Origin of the sequence: Duganella sacchari, from assembly GCF_900143065.1 — a bacterium.
In the GTDB taxonomy this organism is placed as follows: Bacteria; Pseudomonadota; Gammaproteobacteria; order Burkholderiales; family Burkholderiaceae_D; genus Rugamonas; species Rugamonas sacchari.
Window position 1 is genome coordinate 129,749 of sequence record NZ_FRCX01000015.1, and the last position, 16,772, is coordinate 146,520.

Sequence of the window (16,772 nt, forward strand, 5' to 3'; positions counted from 1 at the left end):
CTACTACAATGGTGCTCCAAACAGGAGATGCGATGCAGCGTGTAATGCTTGTGGAAGACGATGCGCGGCTGGCCGCGCTGGTAAAGGAATACCTCGACGGCTACGACTACCAGGTCGATGTGGTCGGCCGTGGCGACCTTGCACTCGACCGCTTCCGCGATACGCAGCCCGACCTCGTGATCCTCGACCTGACGCTGCCTGGCATTGATGGCCTGGTGGTGTGCCGCCAGCTGCGCCAGCTCAGCGCCGTTCCCATCCTGATCCTCACCGCACGCGAAGACAGCTTCGACGAAGTCTCCGGCCTCGAACAGGGCGCCGACGACTACGTCAACAAACCGGTCCAGCCGCGCGTGCTGCTGGCGCGCCTGCGCGCACTGCAACGGCGTGGCGCCAGCATCGCCGGCAGCGATATCGTGTTTGGCCAGCTGCGCATCTCGCGCGAGAACCGCACCGTACACTGGCGCGCACAGGAAGTGCCGATGAACAGCGCCGAGTTCAAGCTGTTCCTGATACTGGCCGATGCGTCGGGCAAGGTCATGTCCCGCAACGACATTCTGGTCAAGATGCGCGGCATCGAGTTTGATGGCCTGGACCGCAGCATCGACAACTGCGTTTCGCGCCTGCGCCGCAAATTCGGCGACAGCGGCACGGACCGCATCAAGACCGTCTGGGGCGAGGGATACCTGTTCAGCCCTTCGGCCTGGGAATGAATCGCCTCTTCCGGCGCTTCGCACTCCTGGTGCTGCTGGCGATGACGCTGGCCAGCGCCGTGATCTACCTCACCTTCCGCCTGTTGTTTGGCGACCCGCTGGAACAGATCGCACGCCGCCAGGCGGCCGGCCAGATCTTCCTGCTGGAGCAGTACATCGACCAGGCGCCTGCCGATGAATGGCTGCCGCGCCTGAACAAGGTGCGCGAAGTCTCCGAAGTCACACTGGAACTGCAACCGCTGGCAACCGCACTGGCCGCCCTGCCCGCACGCCAGCACGCCGCGCTGCTGCGTGGCGAGGTGGTGATGGATGTGACAGACAAGGCCTACTACCGCCGCGTCGACCTCAGAGGCATGCGCTACATCGGCAGCGACGACGACGTGATCCACGCCCAGCACCTGCCCATCGACATCGGCGAGGCATTGAACATGGAGGCGATACGTTTCGGCCTGATTGCGCTGTTCCTGCTGGTGCCCATCGGCTGGTGGTCGCGCCGTCACTGGCGCGGTTTGCAGTCGCTGTCGCAGATGGCGGATGCCTTCGGCCGCGGTAACCTGACTGCACGCGCCAGCGTCGAGCGCAGCGCCAGCATTGCGCCGCTGGCAGGCCACATCAACGACATGGCGGAGCGCATCGCCGCGCTGCTGGAGGCCCGCCGCCATCTGCTGCACTCGGTATCGCACGAGCTGCGCACGCCCATCGCGCGGCTGGAATTCGGCATGGAGCTGCTGCGCGAACGTCATGCCGGCGACGACGAAGCGCTGCTGCGCCGCCTGGAGGCCATGGAAACCGATGTCGGTGAACTGAAAGCGCTGGTCAACGAGTTACTGAGCCTGAATCAGCTGGATCAAACGCAAGCCATGCAGCAGCAACCGTTTGCAGTCACGCCGCTGCTGCGCGCCTGCGTGCCGCAGCCGGGCACCCAGCACTTCAGCGCCAGCATCGCGGACGATCTGGGCGAACTGCACGGCGATGCGCGCCTGCTGGCGCGCGCCATCAACAACTTGCTGGGGAATGCGGCCAAGTACGCGCAGTCGCGCATCACGCTGACGGCAACGCGTGGCGAGCAGCTGCACATCGTGATTGAAGATGATGGCCCAGGCATTCCGCCACAAGCGCGCACCCAGGTTTTCGAGCCGTTCTACCGGCTGTCGCGTGACGCCGACCACGCGGCGGGAGGTTATGGCTTAGGACTGGCAATCGCTGCGCGCGCCATCCAGCTGCATGGCGGCGCCATCACCATCGACGAGTCACCGCTGGGTGGCGCCCGTTTTACTGCATCCATTTAAGGATGTCAGCAAAGATCTGTTCGCGATTGAGTTCGTTGAAGTTCTCGTGGAAGTTCTGCGGATAGCGGTGATAGCTCAGCAGATGCGCCGGCACGGCCTTCAGTATCGCCTCCCCGGCATCGGCATCGGCCAGCTTGTCGTCACCGGCCACCACCGCGAACAGCGGCTGCGTCCATCCCGGCATGCGTGCCGCCAGCCCTTGCTGGGCCGCCGTCAGCGCATTGCCAAAGCGGACCGTGATTTCGCTGGCGCGGATGTTGTCGCGCTCATCGTCGTAATGGCGCGCGGTGATGCTGCTGTCGTGCGTGAGCTGGTGCGTCAGCGATGCCAGCGGCACCTTCATGCGCGGCGCCAGCGCACCGAGCACACCGGACAGCGCCAGCAGCACCGGCGATACCTTGATCGCGTTCACGTAATACGGCGAAGACAGGATAAAGCCTTTAACGGCGGCGTCTCCGGCGAAATGGCCGAGGCCCAGGTGGGTGGCGATCAGCGCCCCCATCGAGTGGCCCATCACATACACCGGCAAGCCAGGATACTGCTGCTTCACCCATTTCAGGAACAGCGCACTGTCATCGAGGAAGATGTGGAAGCCGGGGATATCCACGCGCCGTGCATCCTGGTGGCCGCACAAGTCGTAGGCCACGGTGGCGATGCCATGCTGGCGGAAATACAGGGCCGGCGTGACATAGTCGCCGCCATGGGCCATGCCGCCGTGGATGGCCAGGATCACCGCGCGCGGTGCGGCAGGTTCCCATACGTGGACACGGCGCTGCACACCCTGCCCCGCGGTGAAGGTGGTGAGGCGGTCTTCGGCGAAGCGCATCAGGCGGTGATGCTCAGGTTAATGCCCATCTCGACCAGGGTAGTCATGTCGGCCAGCGACAGATCCAGCGTCGGCGTTGCCGCGCCTTCGTCGCTCGGGAAGGAGATGCGCAGCTCGGCTGCGACATCGGAACGCTCAAAATGGATGCCGCGCGCCTTGCATTCACCAAGGTAGAAACGGATCTGCTTGAGCAGCTCCACCGGATTCTGCTCCGTACCGATCGCCACATAAAAACCGGAATCGATACGCACACGGCCGTCCGGCTTGACGTCGCCTTTTTGCCAGTCGCCATGCGGTTCAGTTGGCAGGCCGTCGCGGACGTCTGCCAGGCCTTCCGGGTCGCCGTGTACTTTGAGTGTTGCGATGTTCATGGATGTGCCTTATTTTGGTCTCCTACCAAAATAAGGTTACACCATAGAAATATCAATGTCTAGCAATATAGCTAATTAAACAATGCCGTATTGGCTGCGGTAGGCGGCCACTGCGTCCTTGTACTGGCTCAGCTGCGGATCAGCGCCAGCGCCGTTCAGGTAAGCGAACAGGTCGTCCAGGTTGCCGATCGAGATGACCGGGATGCCGTACTTCTGGGTCACTTCCTGCACCGCCGACAGGTCGGAGATCTGGCCATCCTTGCCGCCGCGTTCCATGCGGTCCAGCGCGATCAGCACGGCGCATGGCTCGGCGCCGGCGGCGCGTATCATTTCCACCGATTCGCGCACCGAGGTACCGGCCGAAATCACGTCATCGATGATCACCACTTTGCCTTGCAGCTTGGCGCCCACGATGGTGCCGCCTTCGCCGTGGTCCTTGGCTTCCTTGCGGTTGAAGGCAAATGAGGTGTTGCGGCCTTTGCCGGCCAGCGCCACGGCAGTGGCCGAGGCCAGCGTGATGCCTTTGTAGGCCGGGCCAAACAGCATGTCGAACTGTACGCCGGAATCGAGCAGCGTCTGCGCGTAGAACTGCGCAACCTGGGCCAGCGTGGCGCCGTCATGGAACAGGCCGGCGTTGAAGAAGTAAGGGGACTGGCGTCCGGCCTTGGTGGTGAACTCGCCGAAGCGCAGTACGCCGCTCTGGACCGAAAACGCGATAAATTCCTGACGAAGATTGTTCATGATGCCTCATTTCTTTAAAGTGCCCGTATTTTACCGCTACACTAGCGCATTCCGACATTTCCGCAGCGATTCATCTATGCCAAAAATCATCTCCGCCAATCTGAACGGCATCCGTTCCGCCTCGTCCAAAGGCTTCTTCAACTGGATGGCCAAACAGGACGCCGACTTCGTCTGCGTGCAGGAACTCAAGGCGCAAGCGCCGGACATGACGCCGGAATTCCTCAACCCGGGCGGCTACCACGGCCACTTCCACTACGCCGAGAAAAAAGGCTATTCCGGCACCGGCGTGTATAGCAAGATTGAACCGGACCGCGTGGTCATCGGCTTCGGCGCGCCAGAGTTCGATGCGGAAGGCCGCTACGTGCGTTGTGATTTCGGCAATCTGACCGTAATTTCCGTCTACTGCCCGTCCGGCTCGTCCGGCCCGGAGCGCCAGGAAGCCAAATTCCGCTTCATGGACCTGTTCCTGCCCCACCTGCAGCAGTTGCATGCCGAAGGCCGTGAAGTGGTCATCTGCGGCGACTGGAACATCGCCCACAAGGAAATCGACCTGAAGAACTGGAAAGGCAATAAAAAGAATTCCGGCTTCCTGCCCGAGGAACGCGAATGGATGACCCGCATCTTTGACGAAGTGGGCTTTGTCGACGTCCACCGCGGCCTCGATCCGCGTGAAGAGCAATACACCTGGTGGAGCAACCGCGGCCAGGCCTACGCCAAGAACGTCGGCTGGCGCATCGACTACCACGTGGCCACCCCGGGCATCGCCGCCAAGGCCACCACGGTCGCCATCTACAAAGAAGAGAAATTCTCCGACCACGCACCGCTGACCATCGAATACGGCGCGCTGTAAGCGATTCAGCGTTGCTCCACGGCCGCTGATCTGATAACGTTGGCCGCAAGGGCTTCCTTTTCCACTTGCGGCCACATATGAGCGTTCTCGGGACTGGTATTTATCCACTCAGCCAAGCCGCCAAGCTGCTTGGCACAGAGCCGCGCGCGCTACGCCGCTGGCTGTATGGATACGCCCGTAAATACCACGGCAAACACGTTAGATCATTACCGCTCTGGACCACACAACATGAAGGCCAAGGGCTTCCTGGGGAAGTCATTGGCTTCCGGGATTTGCTGGAAGCGCGCATGGTCCTGGCCTTCCTGCAGCACGGAGTCAATCTTAAAGTCATCCGTGCCACCATTGAAGCAGCGTCCCAACAATACGGCACTGACTTCCCACTCACCCAGCGAGCGTTCCTCACTGACGGAAAACGGATATTTCTCAATGCTGTAGAGACAGCCACGGGCGAAGAAAAGATCATCGACGTACTGAAAAAACAGTTTGTTTTTTCCGACATCATCAAACCCTCCCTGTATGCGGGCATTGAATATGGCATCGATGGCGCAACGCGCTGGTATCCATTAGAAGACAAGAAAACCGTCGTCCTCGACCCTGGCCGCCAATTTGGAACGCCCATCATTACGGACAGCGGCATCCCTACTGACACGATTTATGCGTCCTACCTGGCAGAGTTGCGCGACACCGCAATGGTGGCGCGCATCTTCAATCTTTCTCCTTCCATGGTCGATGACGCGGTAGAGTTTGAAGAAAGACTCGCGGCTTGAAATATTTCTTCGACAACAGCCTGTCGCCTCACCTGGCACACGGGATTCAGGCTCTGTCGGCCGTGGATCCCGCTGTCGAACAAGTCATTCATCTGACCGAACGGTTCGCCCGCAATGCTCCCGATCTGACCTGGATAGGTGAACTGCAACACGATGGTCCCTGGTGCATCATTTCCATTGATCGATTCAAAAAGCAGCACAATGCAGAACGTGCAGCAATTCGCCGTGCAGGGCATATCATTTTTATCCTGGACAGCCAATGGTCCCGGCAGCGCTACTGGGTACAAGCCGAACGTCTGGTTAAATGGTGGCCGCAAATCATCACCCATTCGGTACAGGTCAGCGATGGGGCATATCGGGTACCGTGGCGGCGTGCTGCCGTGAGCAGGTTTCAAACTGTCGCGCTATAAGGCGTTGTTTAGCCGCACAAACTGTCGTTTATGAAATTTACTAATTAGAAAGGACTGTGTTTCGTTGTTATCATTGGCACTTCGCTTAGGATTTCCTTGAACTGCCATGACCACGCCTGTCCTGCTGTCCGTAACCGCCTCCAGTAGCACTACCATTACCCTGCACTTCGACCGCGCCATCAAGGCCGGTACGGGCAATATTGTGATCAGCGATGGCAACAGCCAGTCCTATATGGGCGCTGGCGGCCTGTCCAGCCGCATCATCGGCGCGACCGATACCCGCACGCTGGTCCACAACGACACGCAAATCAGCTACAGCGGCCAGGATGTCATCATCCAGCTCAGCGCTGCACTCAAAGCGGGCCTGCACTACAGCGTCACCATGCAGTCGGCCGCGCTACTCGACAACAGCACCAATGACGCCTCTTCCAGCATCAGCTCGACCCGGCTGTTTGGCTTTACCGCCAGTGGCAGCAGCGCACCGGCAACGCCGGCGGCGGTGATCGGCGCCAGCATCCATTTCACCGATACCGGCACCAGCAGCGCGGATTACATTACCTCCGCGCAGGAACAAACCCTGAGCGGCACGTACACCGGTACGCTGGGCGTCAACGAATTCATCCAGGTCTCGCTCGACAACGGCGCCAGCTGGCATCAGGGCACCGCGAATGCCGATACCCATGCCTGGAACTACATCGGCGTGATCGATACCGGCAACCTGACGGGCAGCACCTTCAGCGGTTTTAACGGCACCCTGCTGGCTCGCGTCAGCAACAGCGCTGGTGGCAACAGCGGTACGGCCAGCCACAGCTACACGTACAGCCATCACCCGATCGAGGCCAACGTCAGCAGCACGATGACCTTCTCCAGCGACACCGGCGGCAGCAGCACCGATCTGATTACCCAGACTGCGGCGCAAACGGTCAGCGGCACGTATAGCGGCAAGATAGAGAACGACCAGACACTGCAAATCTCGCTGGACGGTGGCGCCAGCTGGGTCAATGTCGCGGCGGACAACCACAGCTGGCAGGCGAATGTCACGCTGACGGCCGGCAGCCACACCATCCTTGCACGCGTAAGCGACATTGCAGGCAATACCAGCAGCACCACCTCCGTCGATTACAAGCTGCTCACCAGCACGGTGGCGCTCGCGGGCCACGCACTGGCGCTGGCCACGGGCAGCGACACCGGCGTATCGTCCAGCGATGGCATCACCAACAATCCGCAGAAGGTCACGCTGAACGTGGCTGGCCTGCACGGCTTCCATGCCGGCGACACCATCGAGATTATCGACACCAATCACAGCTCGGCCGTGGTGGGCAGCTACGTGATCCAGGCCGCCGACCTGTATTACGGTGATGACTACTTCACCATCAATCAATACAACCCAGCCGCGCGCAACACGGTCGATATCAGCCTGAGCGGCCTCAGTGACGGCAGCCACGGTCTGGCCGCGCGCATTGTGGATGTCGCAGGCAATACCGGCAGCACCAGCAGCGGCGCCGCCATCACCGTCGATACGCAAGGATTCCCCAACGACACGCTGAGCGGCAACCACTTCATCGAGACGCAAACCAGTGTCACCGGCACGCTGACCACCGCTTCGGCCATTACCGACCAGGTGGTTCAGGTGACCATGAACCACGGCGTCAGCTGGCAGGCCGCGACGCTGACGCAAACGGATGCCACCCATGCCGGCTGGAGCCTGGCCACCGACCTGTCGACGGCGCAGGAATATGGCGTACGCATCTCCGACACCGCCGGCAACGTCACCGCCACCGCCTACTACCTGAGCGCGCGCGAGACAACGTATCACCATCAGGAGTACACCGGCATTACGCTGTACGCGGGCGGCGGTATCGACAACATTACCGTCGGCGCCAACGCCTGGGTCAATGGCGGCGGCGGGTATGGCGACACCATCAACACCGGTGACAATTCGACGGTCATTGTCGGCAACGATAGCTATGTCACCACCGGCAATGGCGCCAACACGGTCAGCACAGGTTTCGGCGCCCATGTCACCACCGGCACCGGCAATGACGTGATTTATTGCAGCACCATCGACGGTGTAGTGATTCGCGGCGGCCTGGGCAGCGACAAGCTCACGGCCAACACCCAGTTCTCGGGCACGATGGGCGGTGCGAACCTGGATGTGCAAGGTATCGAAGAACTCCACTTCGGCTTCCAGGGAGCCAACAGCCTGACCATCCTCACAGGCAGCGCTGTCCGCACCTTCAGTGACAGCGGCACGCTGTCCATCAGCGCGGACGCCACCGGCTCGACCATCCACCTGAACGGTTCCCTATGGTCTTCCGGCGGCACGCAGAACGGTTACCAGCAGTATCACACCGTCGGCAACGAGATCCTGCTGATCGGCGCCAACATCACCATCGATACAAGCCTGACCTCGGCCTAACCCTGCAGCGTGCGGCGCGAGCGGAACTCGCGCCACTCGCCGCTGAGCGGATCGACGAAGCTGATGCACCGCGCCAGCAGCTGCAAGGGCTGCGAGACGTCGTCCTGCTTGCACGGCAGCGCCACCGGATAAAACGCATCATTCACAATCGGGATGCCCAGTGAAGCCAGGTGCAGGCGCAGCTGGTGCTTACGGCCCGTATGCGGGAACAGGCGATACAGCGTGAAGTCGCCGCGATGTTCGATGACGTCGATGAGCGTTTCGGAATTCGGCTCGCCCTGCTCTTGCTTCATGATGAAGAACTTGTCGCCATCCACCATGCGGCTGCGGTAAGTGAACGGAAAATCGACGCCGTGCAGGCGCGGCGCCAGCGCCTCGTACTCCTTCTCGATCACGCGCTTCTGGAACATGGACTGATACTTGCCGCGGCTTGCCGCGTTGCGCGAAAAGATCACCACGCCGGCCGTCTCGCGGTCCAGACGGTGAATCGGCGTCAGGTCCGCTTCGCCCAGCGTTTTTTTCAGCCGCACCAGCAGGGTCTCGTGCAGGAAGCGGCCGGTGGGTATCATCGGCAGGAAGTGCGGCTTGTCGACCACCACCAGGTGATCGTCGATATACAGTATCTCCTCCTTGAACGGGATCGGCGTTTCCGGCGCATCCAGCTCGCGGTAGTAGAAGATGCGTAAGCCGCGCTTGAAGCGGCTGTCGGGATTCAAGGGATTGCCGTCGCCATCCACCACGTCGTTGCGCGCCATGCGTTCGCGCCACGCGCTTTCCGGCACATCGGGAAAGCGCTCGATCAGGAAGCTGAGCAGATTCGGCCAGCTTCCTTCCGGCAGATACAGATAGCTGGGCGCGACACCGTCGCGCATGGGCAGCGGATGGCGCGGCATATCAGGACTTGGGCAAGGCGATCGAGCGGTATGGCGGCAGGTTGTTGGCATCCAGCCCTTTGGCGCGCGCGAATACCGGCAGCACCAGGTTCATATTCTTGTTCATGTCCTCGATGCGCTGATTGCCGCTCGGGTGGGTGGACAGGAAAGGCAATGGCTGGTTCTTGTTCACCGCGCCCATTTTCTGCCACAGCGCGATACCGGCACGCGGGTCAAAGCCGGCACGCGCGGCCAGGTCCATGCCCACCATATCCGCCTCGCTTTCATCGCTGCGCGAGAAGCTCAGCGACGCCATCTTTGCCGCGCCATTGCCCAACGCATCGCCAACACGCGGATCAACACCGAAGTAGGCAGCGCCAGCGGCGCCAGCGATACGGCCGAACAGCGAAGCGACGTTGTTCTTGCCAGCCTGCTCGCGCGCGTGTTCGCGCAGTGCGTGGGCGATCTCATGCCCCATCACCATCGCCACTTCGTCATCGGTCAGATTCAGCTTGGTCAGGATGCCGTTGTAGAAGGCGATACGGCCGCCCGGCATGCAGAAGGCATTCACGGTGGGAGAATTCAGCAGGTTGACCTGCCAGTCCCATTTGGCGGCATCCGGATTCCAGCGTGTAGTGAACGGGATGATGCGCTTGGCGATGGCGCGCAACCGTATCAGCTGCGGATTGGTGTCGGTGGCCACCGCATCCTTCTTGTGCGCTTCGGCCAGCATCTGGTTGTATTGCAGTTTCGATTGCTGATCGAACTGCGTGGCATCGCCGCCCAGGCCGCGCATGCGCGACAGCTTATCAACGGGAATACCATCATTCTGTGCGTGCAGCGACAGGGCGCCGGTACACAGCACCAGCGCCAGTGCGACGCTCTTCAATTTAAACTTTTTCATGTCTACTATTCCACGGAGCGATTTTCGGCAGCATCATCATTGCAGGGAAAGCGAGGATGAAGCACACGATAAAGAACCAGAACCACCCGGTTTCCGCAACAATATAACCTACCGAAGAATTGATGAATGTGCGCGGCACCGCCGCCAGGCTGGAAAACAGCGCGTACTGGGTCGCGGTATAGCGTGGATCGGTGGCGCGCGACATGAAGGCCACCAGCGCCGCCGAACCGAGGCCCAGGCTGGCAAACGCCTCAAAGCCGAAGACAGCGCTGAGCAGCACTGGATCAGGCCCGGTTTTCGCCAGCCAGGCAAAGCCCAGGATCGCCAGTGCCTGCAACACGCCAAACACCCACAGCGCGCGGTTGATGCCCAGCTTGATCATCCAGATGCCGCCCACCGCACCGCCAGCCAGGCTGGCCCACCAGCCGGTGGCATTGGCGGCCAGGCCGATCTGCTTGGTGGTAAAACCGAGGTCGAGGAAGAACTTGGTCGACAGCGCGGTGGTCATCGTATCGCCGATTTTATACAGCAGCACAAAGGCGATGATGAACAGCGCCTGGCGGATGCCATCGCGCTTGATGAATTCACGGAACGGCAGCACCACCGCCTCTTGCAGATTCTTCGGCGGCTCGCCGTACAGCGACGGTTCCCTGGTCAGCAGCGTGCAGACCAGGCCTGGCAGCATGAAGGCCGCCACCGTCCAGAACACCACCTGCCACGGCTGGCTGTCCGCCATCACCAGCCCCAGCGCGCTGGGAATCAGGCTCGCGGCCTTGTAGGCGTTGACGATAATCGCCGCCCCCAGGCCCTGCTCTTCTTCCGCCAGGATCTCACGGCGGTAAGCGTCGATCACCACGTCCTGGCTGGCGGACATGAAGGCGATCAGGAACACCACGCCGGCAATCAGCGACAATTCCAGTTTCGGATCCAGCATACCGAGGCCGCCGATAAACACGAACAGCGCCAGCTGCGTCAGCGCCATCCAGCCGCGCCGCCGGCCCAGCGGGCCGATGGTGTAGCGGTCCATCAACGGCGCCCACAGGAACTTGAACGTGTACGGGAACATCGCCAGGCCGAACAGGCCCAGCGCCTTCACGTCCAGCCCGGCCTTGGCCAGCCACGCCTGCATCAGGTAGATCAGCGTGTAGAGCGGCAGCCCGGAGCTGAAGCCCAGGAACAGAATGGAAACGGTGCGTCCGTTGATGTAGCTATACCAGGGCCGGGTGTCGGTCATTGAGCGGTCGTTATTTTTTACGTAGTCGGAATACGGCCAGATCGCCGCGCAGATTAGGCAGGAAGGATACACGCTTCCCCTCCGCCAGCGCTACACATTCCATCACCTGCAAGCCACACTCTTCCGCCAGGTCGCGAAAATCGTTGATGGTCGCGCAGCGCAGGTTGGGCGTGTCGTACCACTCGTACGGCAGCGACTCCGACACCGGCATACGCCCCTTCAGCAAGGCCACGCGGTGCGGCCAGTAGGCGAAGTTGGGGAAGGAGACGATGGCTTCCTTGCCGACGCGGACGATATCGCGCAGCAGCGCTTCCACATGCTTCATCATCTGCAGCGAGGACAGGCACAGCACAGTATCGAAGGTGTTATCGCCAAACAGCGCCAGCCCGTTTTCCATATCCTGCTGGATCACGCGCACGCCGCGCCGGGTACTGGCCAGCACTTCGTCGTCGGCCAGTTCGATGCCATAGCCGCTGCACTGCTTGTCGCTTTGCAGGTAGTCCATCATCACGCCGTCGCCGCAACCGAGGTCCAGCACGTGCGCCTTGTTCTGCACCCAGTGCGCGATGAACGCCAGGTCCGGGCGCGCGCTGCTCAAATCATTGAAGTTCATACCTTGTCCCCGATCTCGTTCCACACCTGGCCGTAATACGCGCGCACCATGTTCATGTAGCGCGGATCTTCCAGCAGAAAGGCATCGTGGCCGTGCGGCGCATCGATTTCCGCATACGTGACCTGACGGCGGTTGCTGACCAGCGCCTGCACGATTTCACGGCTGCGCTCCGGCGAGAAGCGCCAGTCGGTGGTGAAGGAAGCCAGGAAGAACTTGGCCTGCGTGCCGGCCAGCGTCCTGGCCAGATCGCCGCCATGGTGGCGCGCGGGATCGAAATAGTCGAGCGCCTTGGTAATCAGCAGATAGGTATTGGCGTCGAAGTACTCGCTGAACTTGTCGCCCTGGTAGCGCAGGTAGGATTCGATTTCGAAATCGACGCCAAAGTCGAATTTGTAGTCGCCGCTGGTGGCGATATCGCGCAGCTTGCGGCCGAACTTCTCGGCCATGTCGTCGTCCGACAAATAGGTGATGTGGCCGACCATGCGTGCCACGCGCAAGCCGTTTTTCGGCACCACGCCATGTGCGTAGAAATCTCCGCCGTGATAGTCCGGGTCCGACAGGATGGCCTGGCGCGCAACGTCGTTGAACGCGATGTTCTGTGCCGACAGCTTGGCGGTCGAGGCGATCACCACGCAATGGCGCAAACGCTGCGGGTACATGATGGACCAGGCCAGCGCCTGCATGCCGCCCAGCGAACCGCCCATGACGGCGGCGAACTGCTGGATGCCCAGCGCATCGGCCAGGCGCGCCTGCGCGGCTACCCAGTCTTCCACCGTGACCACCGGGAAGGCGGCGCCATAGGGCTTGCCCGTCGCCGGGTTGGTGTGCATCGGCCCCGTCGAACCGAAGCACGAGCCGAGGTTGTTGATGCCGATGACGAAGAACTTGCTGGTGTCCAGCGGCTTGCCGGGACCAACCATATTGTCCCACCAGCCGGCGCTTTTCGGCTGGCCTTCATATTCGCCGGCGACGTGATGTGAGGCGTTGAGTGCGTGGCAGACCAGCACCGCATTGGATTTGTCGGCGTTCAGCGTGCCGTAGGTTTCATACATCAGCATATAGTCGCGCAGCGACGCGCCGCTTTGCAGAACCAGTGGTTCGGCAAAATGCATGGTTTGCGGCTTAACGTATCCCAGAGAAGACATCGTTGATCTAGTTTTTATGGGGGCGGCCCCGCGGGCCATCTATCAAGGCGGAACCGCGAGGGTGGGTTCCGCCACGTGCTACATCAACTGCAATTGTTCGACCGCGTCTGCAATTACGTTGGGTTCCATCGAGCGCATGATCTTGCGTGTCTGCGGCATGATGCGTGCAAGGTCGCTGTTCAGGATTTCTTGTTTGACCGACAGCAGCTGCGCAGGGTGCATCGAGAATTCGCGCAGGCCCATGCCCAGCAGCAGGCGTGTCAGTTTGACATCCCCTGCCATTTCGCCGCAGACGGCGACGTCGATCCCGGCTTTATGCCCGGCCGCAATCGTCATCGAGATCAATTGCAGCACAGCCGGATGGAGCGGATTGTAAAGGTGTGCGACTTCATAATCAACCCGGTCGATGGCCAGCGTGTACTGGATCAGGTCATTGGTACCGATGGACAGGAAGTCCATGCGCTTGACGAACATCGGCAGCGCCAGCGCGGCCGCCGGTATCTCGATCATGGCGCCGACATCGATATCGTCGTCAAACTTGATGTTCTGCTCACGCAGCTCGGCCTTGGCCTGCGCCACCATGGCCAGCGACTGGTCGATCTCGAACGCATGCGCCAGCATCGGTATCAGGATGCGTACCTTGCCGAACGCCGAGGCGCGCAGGATGGCGCGCAGCTGGGCCAGGAAGATCTGCGGCTCCGCCAGGCAGTAGCGGATCGCGCGCAGGCCCAGCGCCGGATTGAGCGCGGTCTGCTCGCTCTGGTCGAGCGGCTTGTCGGCGCCGATGTCCAGTGTGCGGATCGTGACCGGGCGGCCCTTCATCGCCACCACGGCTTTTTTGTACTGCTCGAACTGTTCGTCTTCCGACGGGATCTTGTTGTTACGGCCCATGAACAGGAACTCGGAGCGGAACAGGCCGACGCCATTGGCGCCCGCCTCCATCGCGGCCGGGCAATCGTCCGGCAGTTCGATATTGGCCAGCAGCGTGATCTCGGTGCCATCCTTGGTGATGGCGGGCGTCTTCTTGAGCTTCTGGAGTTTTTTGCGCGCGCGGGCGGCGGCGTTCTGGCGTTCGCGGTACTGCTCCAGCACCAGCGCGCTGGGGTTGGCGATGACCACGCCGGCATCGCCGTCGATAATCAGCCAGTCATCCTGCTCGATCAGCGAGGAAGCGCCGGACATGCCGACGGCCGCCGGAATGTCGAGCGAACGCGCCACAATCGCCGTATGCGAGTTCTGGCCGCCGACATCGGTCACGAAGCCGATGAAGGAACGGTCGCGGAACTGCAGCATGTCGGCCGGCGAGATATCGTGGGCGACGATAATCATTTGCGGCTGGTATTCATCGTCGCCGGCCGGCGCGGCGTCCGGCAGCAGGCGCTCGGTGCCCATGAGGACCTTGAGCACACGCTCGGCGACCTGCTGGATATCGGCCTTGCGCTCGCGCAGATAGGGGTCTTCGATTTCGTCGAACTGCGCCGACAGCTCATCGATCTGCGTCAGCAGCGCCCATTCGGCGTTGTAGTGGCGGGTGCGGATGATGTCCAGCGGCGCTTCCGAAATCATCGGGTCGGACAGGATCAGCGCATGCACGTCGATGAACGCGCCCAGCTCGGTCGGTGCATCCTTGGGCAGCTCGTTCCACAGCGTCTGCAGTTCCTTGTGCACGGCGGCCAGCGCCTGCTGCAGGCGCGTGACTTCGGCCTCGACCTGCTCTTCTGCCACCAGATAGTGCTGCACGTCGAGCGCCGCAGGCGCCATCAGGTGCGCGCGGCCGATGGCGATGCCGCGCGAAACCGGAATGCCATGCAGCGTGAACGAGGCCATCGGCGGGCCTACCTGGAATCGGGGTCGGCTGCGCTCCGGCGACATTACTCGCCTTCGCCGAACTTGTCGTTAACCAGCGCGGTCAGGGCGGCGATGCAATCGCCTTCGTCGTCACCGTCGGCTTCCAGCATGACTTTGGCGCCCTTGCCGGCGGCCAGCATCATCACGCCCATGATGGATTTGGCGTTGATGCGGCGCGCATTACGCGTGAGCCAGACGTCGCTTTTGTATTTTGCTGCCAGTTGGGTGAATTTGGCGGAGGCACGCGCATGCAAACCAAGCTTGTTGATAATTTCAAGTTCTTGCTGAATCATTTTTCTTCTGTCTCAATCAGATTGCGCATTGCTAAAAAACGTCAGGCTTCCCCGACGCGTATCCGGTTGTCGACGCGCACTGCTCCACTTTGCGCGCCTGCCAGGGCCATTTCAACCACCACATCCAGCGTATCGCGGCGGTAGGTGATGGCCCGCAGCAGCATCGGTAAGCTGATGCCTGCAATGACCTCCACCCGGCCCGCATCGGCCAGCCGGTTGCAGCAGTTGGCGGGCGTGCCGCCTTTGACATCGGTGATGACCAGCACGCCTTCGCCATCGTCGAGACGTTTGATGGCCGCCGAGGCCAGCGCCTGGACTTCGCCGAGGTCCTGGTCGGCGACCACGTCGATCGCTTCCAGATGCTCGGTCGGACCACGAAACACATGCGCGCAAGCCGCAAGAAAGGCTTGGCCCAGTGGTGCGTGTGTCATAAGCAGTATGCCTACCATATTGTTAAACCGCCAGTAAGTAATGAATATTTCTTGTCATAGGAGACATTATTCCGACGCTGCAACAGCCGCCTCGATCGCATCGATGAAAGTCGCCGCCACCGGGAAGCCGGTTTGCTGGGTAATCTCCTGGAAGCAGGTCGGGCTGGTGACGTTGACTTCGGTCAGATGGTCGCCAATCACGTCTAATCCTACCAGCAACAGGCCGCGGGCAGCCAGTATCGGTCCCAGCGCATTGGCGATCTCGAAGTCGCGTTCGGTCAGCGGCTGCGCCACGCCAATGCCGCCGGCCGCCAGGTTGCCGCGCACTTCGCCGTTCTGCGGAATGCGCGCCAGCGAGAACGGCACCGGCTTGCCGGCGATGACCAGGATGCGCTTGTCGCCCTTGACGATGTCCGGGATGTAGCGCTGGACCATGATGGTGTACTTGCCGTTGCCGGTCAGCGTTTCGATGATCGAGCCCAGGTTCATGCCATCCGCGGTCACGCGGAAGATGCCGGCGCCGCCCATGCCGTCCAGCGGCTTGAGGATGACGTCGCCGTGCTGCTTCTGGAAGGCGCGGATGCGGGCTTCGTCGGACGTCACCAGCGTCGGCGAGGTGAATTCGCTGAACTGGGTGATGGCGACCTTCTCGTTGTGATCGCGGATCGCCGACGGCTTGTTGAACACCTTGGCGCCCTGCTTTTCCGCCAGCTCCAGCAGATAGGTGCCGTACACGTATTCCATGTCGAACGGCGGGTCCTTGCGCTGCAGGATGGCGTCGAACTCGCCCAGATTGGTTTCCGCCGGTTCGTCAGCGCGGTACCAGTCCTGGCTGTCGCCGGTAAAATGGATGCGCGCCACCCTGGCCGTCACCACGCCCTGCTCCACCGCCATGTCCTTTTGCTGGAACGCATAGACCTCGTGACCGCGCTTGCCGGCTTCCACCATCATGGCGTAGGTGGAGTCCTTGTAGGTTTTAAAGGTCGACAGGGGATCGGCAAGGAAGGCGATTTTCATGGAGGCGTCCAGTAGAGGTAATAATGGATTTT

The 16,772-nt window shown here is 61.4% G+C and carries 18 protein-coding genes; 6 read left to right on the top strand and 12 right to left on the bottom strand.

Going from position 1 to position 16,772, the window contains the following annotated elements:
• The first annotated feature begins 32 nt into the window (after positions 1–32).
• Both BUA36_RS26260 and BUA36_RS26265 read left to right on the top strand, forming a co-directional pair.
• Entirely contained in the window at positions 33–710 is a 678-nt protein-coding gene (locus BUA36_RS26260; protein ID WP_072789135.1) for a response regulator, read from the top strand.
• On the top strand, positions 707–1,999 hold the full coding sequence (locus BUA36_RS26265) for an ATP-binding protein (RefSeq protein ID WP_072789137.1): 1,293 nt from the start codon (positions 707–709) through the stop codon (positions 1,997–1,999). The genes BUA36_RS26260 and BUA36_RS26265 overlap by 4 nt, the downstream gene beginning before the upstream one ends.
• Here BUA36_RS26265 and BUA36_RS26270 read toward each other — a convergent pair.
• The 3 genes from BUA36_RS26270 to pyrE all read right to left on the bottom strand — a co-directional run bounded on the left by BUA36_RS26270 (position 1,983) and on the right by pyrE (position 3,937).
• Positions 1,983–2,825, bottom strand: a complete 843-nt coding sequence (locus tag BUA36_RS26270; protein ID WP_072789139.1) for an alpha/beta fold hydrolase — start codon at positions 2,823–2,825, stop codon at positions 1,983–1,985. The genes BUA36_RS26265 and BUA36_RS26270 overlap by 17 nt on opposite strands.
• A complete protein-coding gene (locus tag BUA36_RS26275; RefSeq protein WP_072789141.1) occupies positions 2,825–3,196 on the bottom strand; it encodes a hypothetical protein in 372 nt (123 codons plus the stop codon). Before BUA36_RS26275 ends, BUA36_RS26270 begins: the two co-directional genes overlap by 1 nt.
• A gap of 75 nt (positions 3,197–3,271) precedes the next feature.
• Positions 3,272–3,937, bottom strand: a complete 666-nt coding sequence (gene pyrE / locus BUA36_RS26280) for an orotate phosphoribosyltransferase (protein ID WP_072789144.1) — start codon at positions 3,935–3,937, stop codon at positions 3,272–3,274.
• Between the two features lie 76 nt (positions 3,938–4,013).
• On the opposite strand from pyrE, the gene BUA36_RS26285 reads away from it, so the two are divergent.
• The 4 genes from BUA36_RS26285 (at position 4,014) to BUA36_RS26300 (ending at position 8,383) form a co-directional block, all read left to right on the top strand.
• Positions 4,014–4,787, top strand: coding sequence for an exodeoxyribonuclease III (locus BUA36_RS26285; protein WP_072789147.1), 774 nt, complete (start codon positions 4,014–4,016; stop codon positions 4,785–4,787).
• A 77-nt stretch (positions 4,788–4,864) separates the two neighbouring features.
• The gene (locus tag BUA36_RS26290) at positions 4,865–5,554 is read left to right on the top strand and encodes a DUF433 domain-containing protein (RefSeq protein WP_072789150.1); all 690 of its coding nucleotides are present in this window, start codon (positions 4,865–4,867) and stop codon (positions 5,552–5,554) included.
• On the top strand, positions 5,551–5,964 hold the full coding sequence (locus BUA36_RS26295) for a PIN-like domain-containing protein (RefSeq protein WP_072789153.1): 414 nt from the start codon (positions 5,551–5,553) through the stop codon (positions 5,962–5,964). Before BUA36_RS26290 ends, BUA36_RS26295 begins: the two co-directional genes overlap by 4 nt.
• 106 nt (positions 5,965–6,070) lie before the next feature.
• Positions 6,071–8,383: a beta strand repeat-containing protein gene (locus tag BUA36_RS26300; protein ID WP_072789156.1), complete on the top strand. Its 2,313-nt coding sequence runs from the start codon at positions 6,071–6,073 to the stop codon at positions 8,381–8,383.
• Here the strand turns inward: BUA36_RS26300 and BUA36_RS26305 are convergent.
• The 9 genes from BUA36_RS26305 to gshB form a co-directional block, all read right to left on the bottom strand.
• Positions 8,380–9,276, bottom strand: coding sequence for a pseudouridine synthase (locus BUA36_RS26305; protein ID WP_072789161.1), 897 nt, complete (start codon positions 9,274–9,276; stop codon positions 8,380–8,382). The two genes, BUA36_RS26300 and BUA36_RS26305, sit on opposite strands and share 4 nt — an antisense overlap.
• A 1-nt stretch (position 9,277) precedes the next feature.
• Positions 9,278–10,159 (bottom strand): M48 family metallopeptidase, encoded by an 882-nt coding sequence (locus BUA36_RS26310; protein WP_072789164.1) that lies wholly within the window; start codon positions 10,157–10,159, stop codon positions 9,278–9,280.
• A complete protein-coding gene (locus tag BUA36_RS26315) occupies positions 10,146–11,393 on the bottom strand; it encodes an AmpG family muropeptide MFS transporter (RefSeq protein ID WP_072789168.1) in 1,248 nt (415 codons plus the stop codon). Before BUA36_RS26315 ends, BUA36_RS26310 begins: the two co-directional genes overlap by 14 nt.
• A 10-nt stretch (positions 11,394–11,403) precedes the next feature.
• Positions 11,404–12,006, bottom strand: a complete 603-nt coding sequence (metW, locus tag BUA36_RS26320) for a methionine biosynthesis protein MetW (RefSeq protein ID WP_072789169.1) — start codon at positions 12,004–12,006, stop codon at positions 11,404–11,406.
• Positions 12,003–13,151 (bottom strand): homoserine O-succinyltransferase MetX, encoded by a 1,149-nt coding sequence (gene metX / locus BUA36_RS26325; protein WP_072789170.1) that lies wholly within the window; start codon positions 13,149–13,151, stop codon positions 12,003–12,005. The genes metW and metX overlap by 4 nt, the downstream gene beginning before the upstream one ends.
• Before the next feature lie 78 nt (positions 13,152–13,229).
• A complete protein-coding gene (gene ptsP / locus BUA36_RS26330) occupies positions 13,230–14,978 on the bottom strand; it encodes a phosphoenolpyruvate--protein phosphotransferase (protein WP_072789172.1) in 1,749 nt (582 codons plus the stop codon).
• A gap of 44 nt (positions 14,979–15,022) precedes the next feature.
• The gene (locus BUA36_RS26335; RefSeq protein WP_072789174.1) at positions 15,023–15,292 is read right to left on the bottom strand and encodes an HPr family phosphocarrier protein; all 270 of its coding nucleotides are present in this window, start codon (positions 15,290–15,292) and stop codon (positions 15,023–15,025) included.
• Between the two features lie 41 nt (positions 15,293–15,333).
• Entirely contained in the window at positions 15,334–15,741 is a 408-nt protein-coding gene (locus BUA36_RS26340) for a PTS sugar transporter subunit IIA (RefSeq protein WP_072789176.1), read from the bottom strand.
• A 48-nt stretch (positions 15,742–15,789) separates the two neighbouring features.
• Positions 15,790–16,740, bottom strand: coding sequence for a glutathione synthase (gene gshB / locus BUA36_RS26345; protein WP_072789178.1), 951 nt, complete (start codon positions 16,738–16,740; stop codon positions 15,790–15,792).
• Positions 16,741–16,772 lie beyond the last annotated feature (32 nt).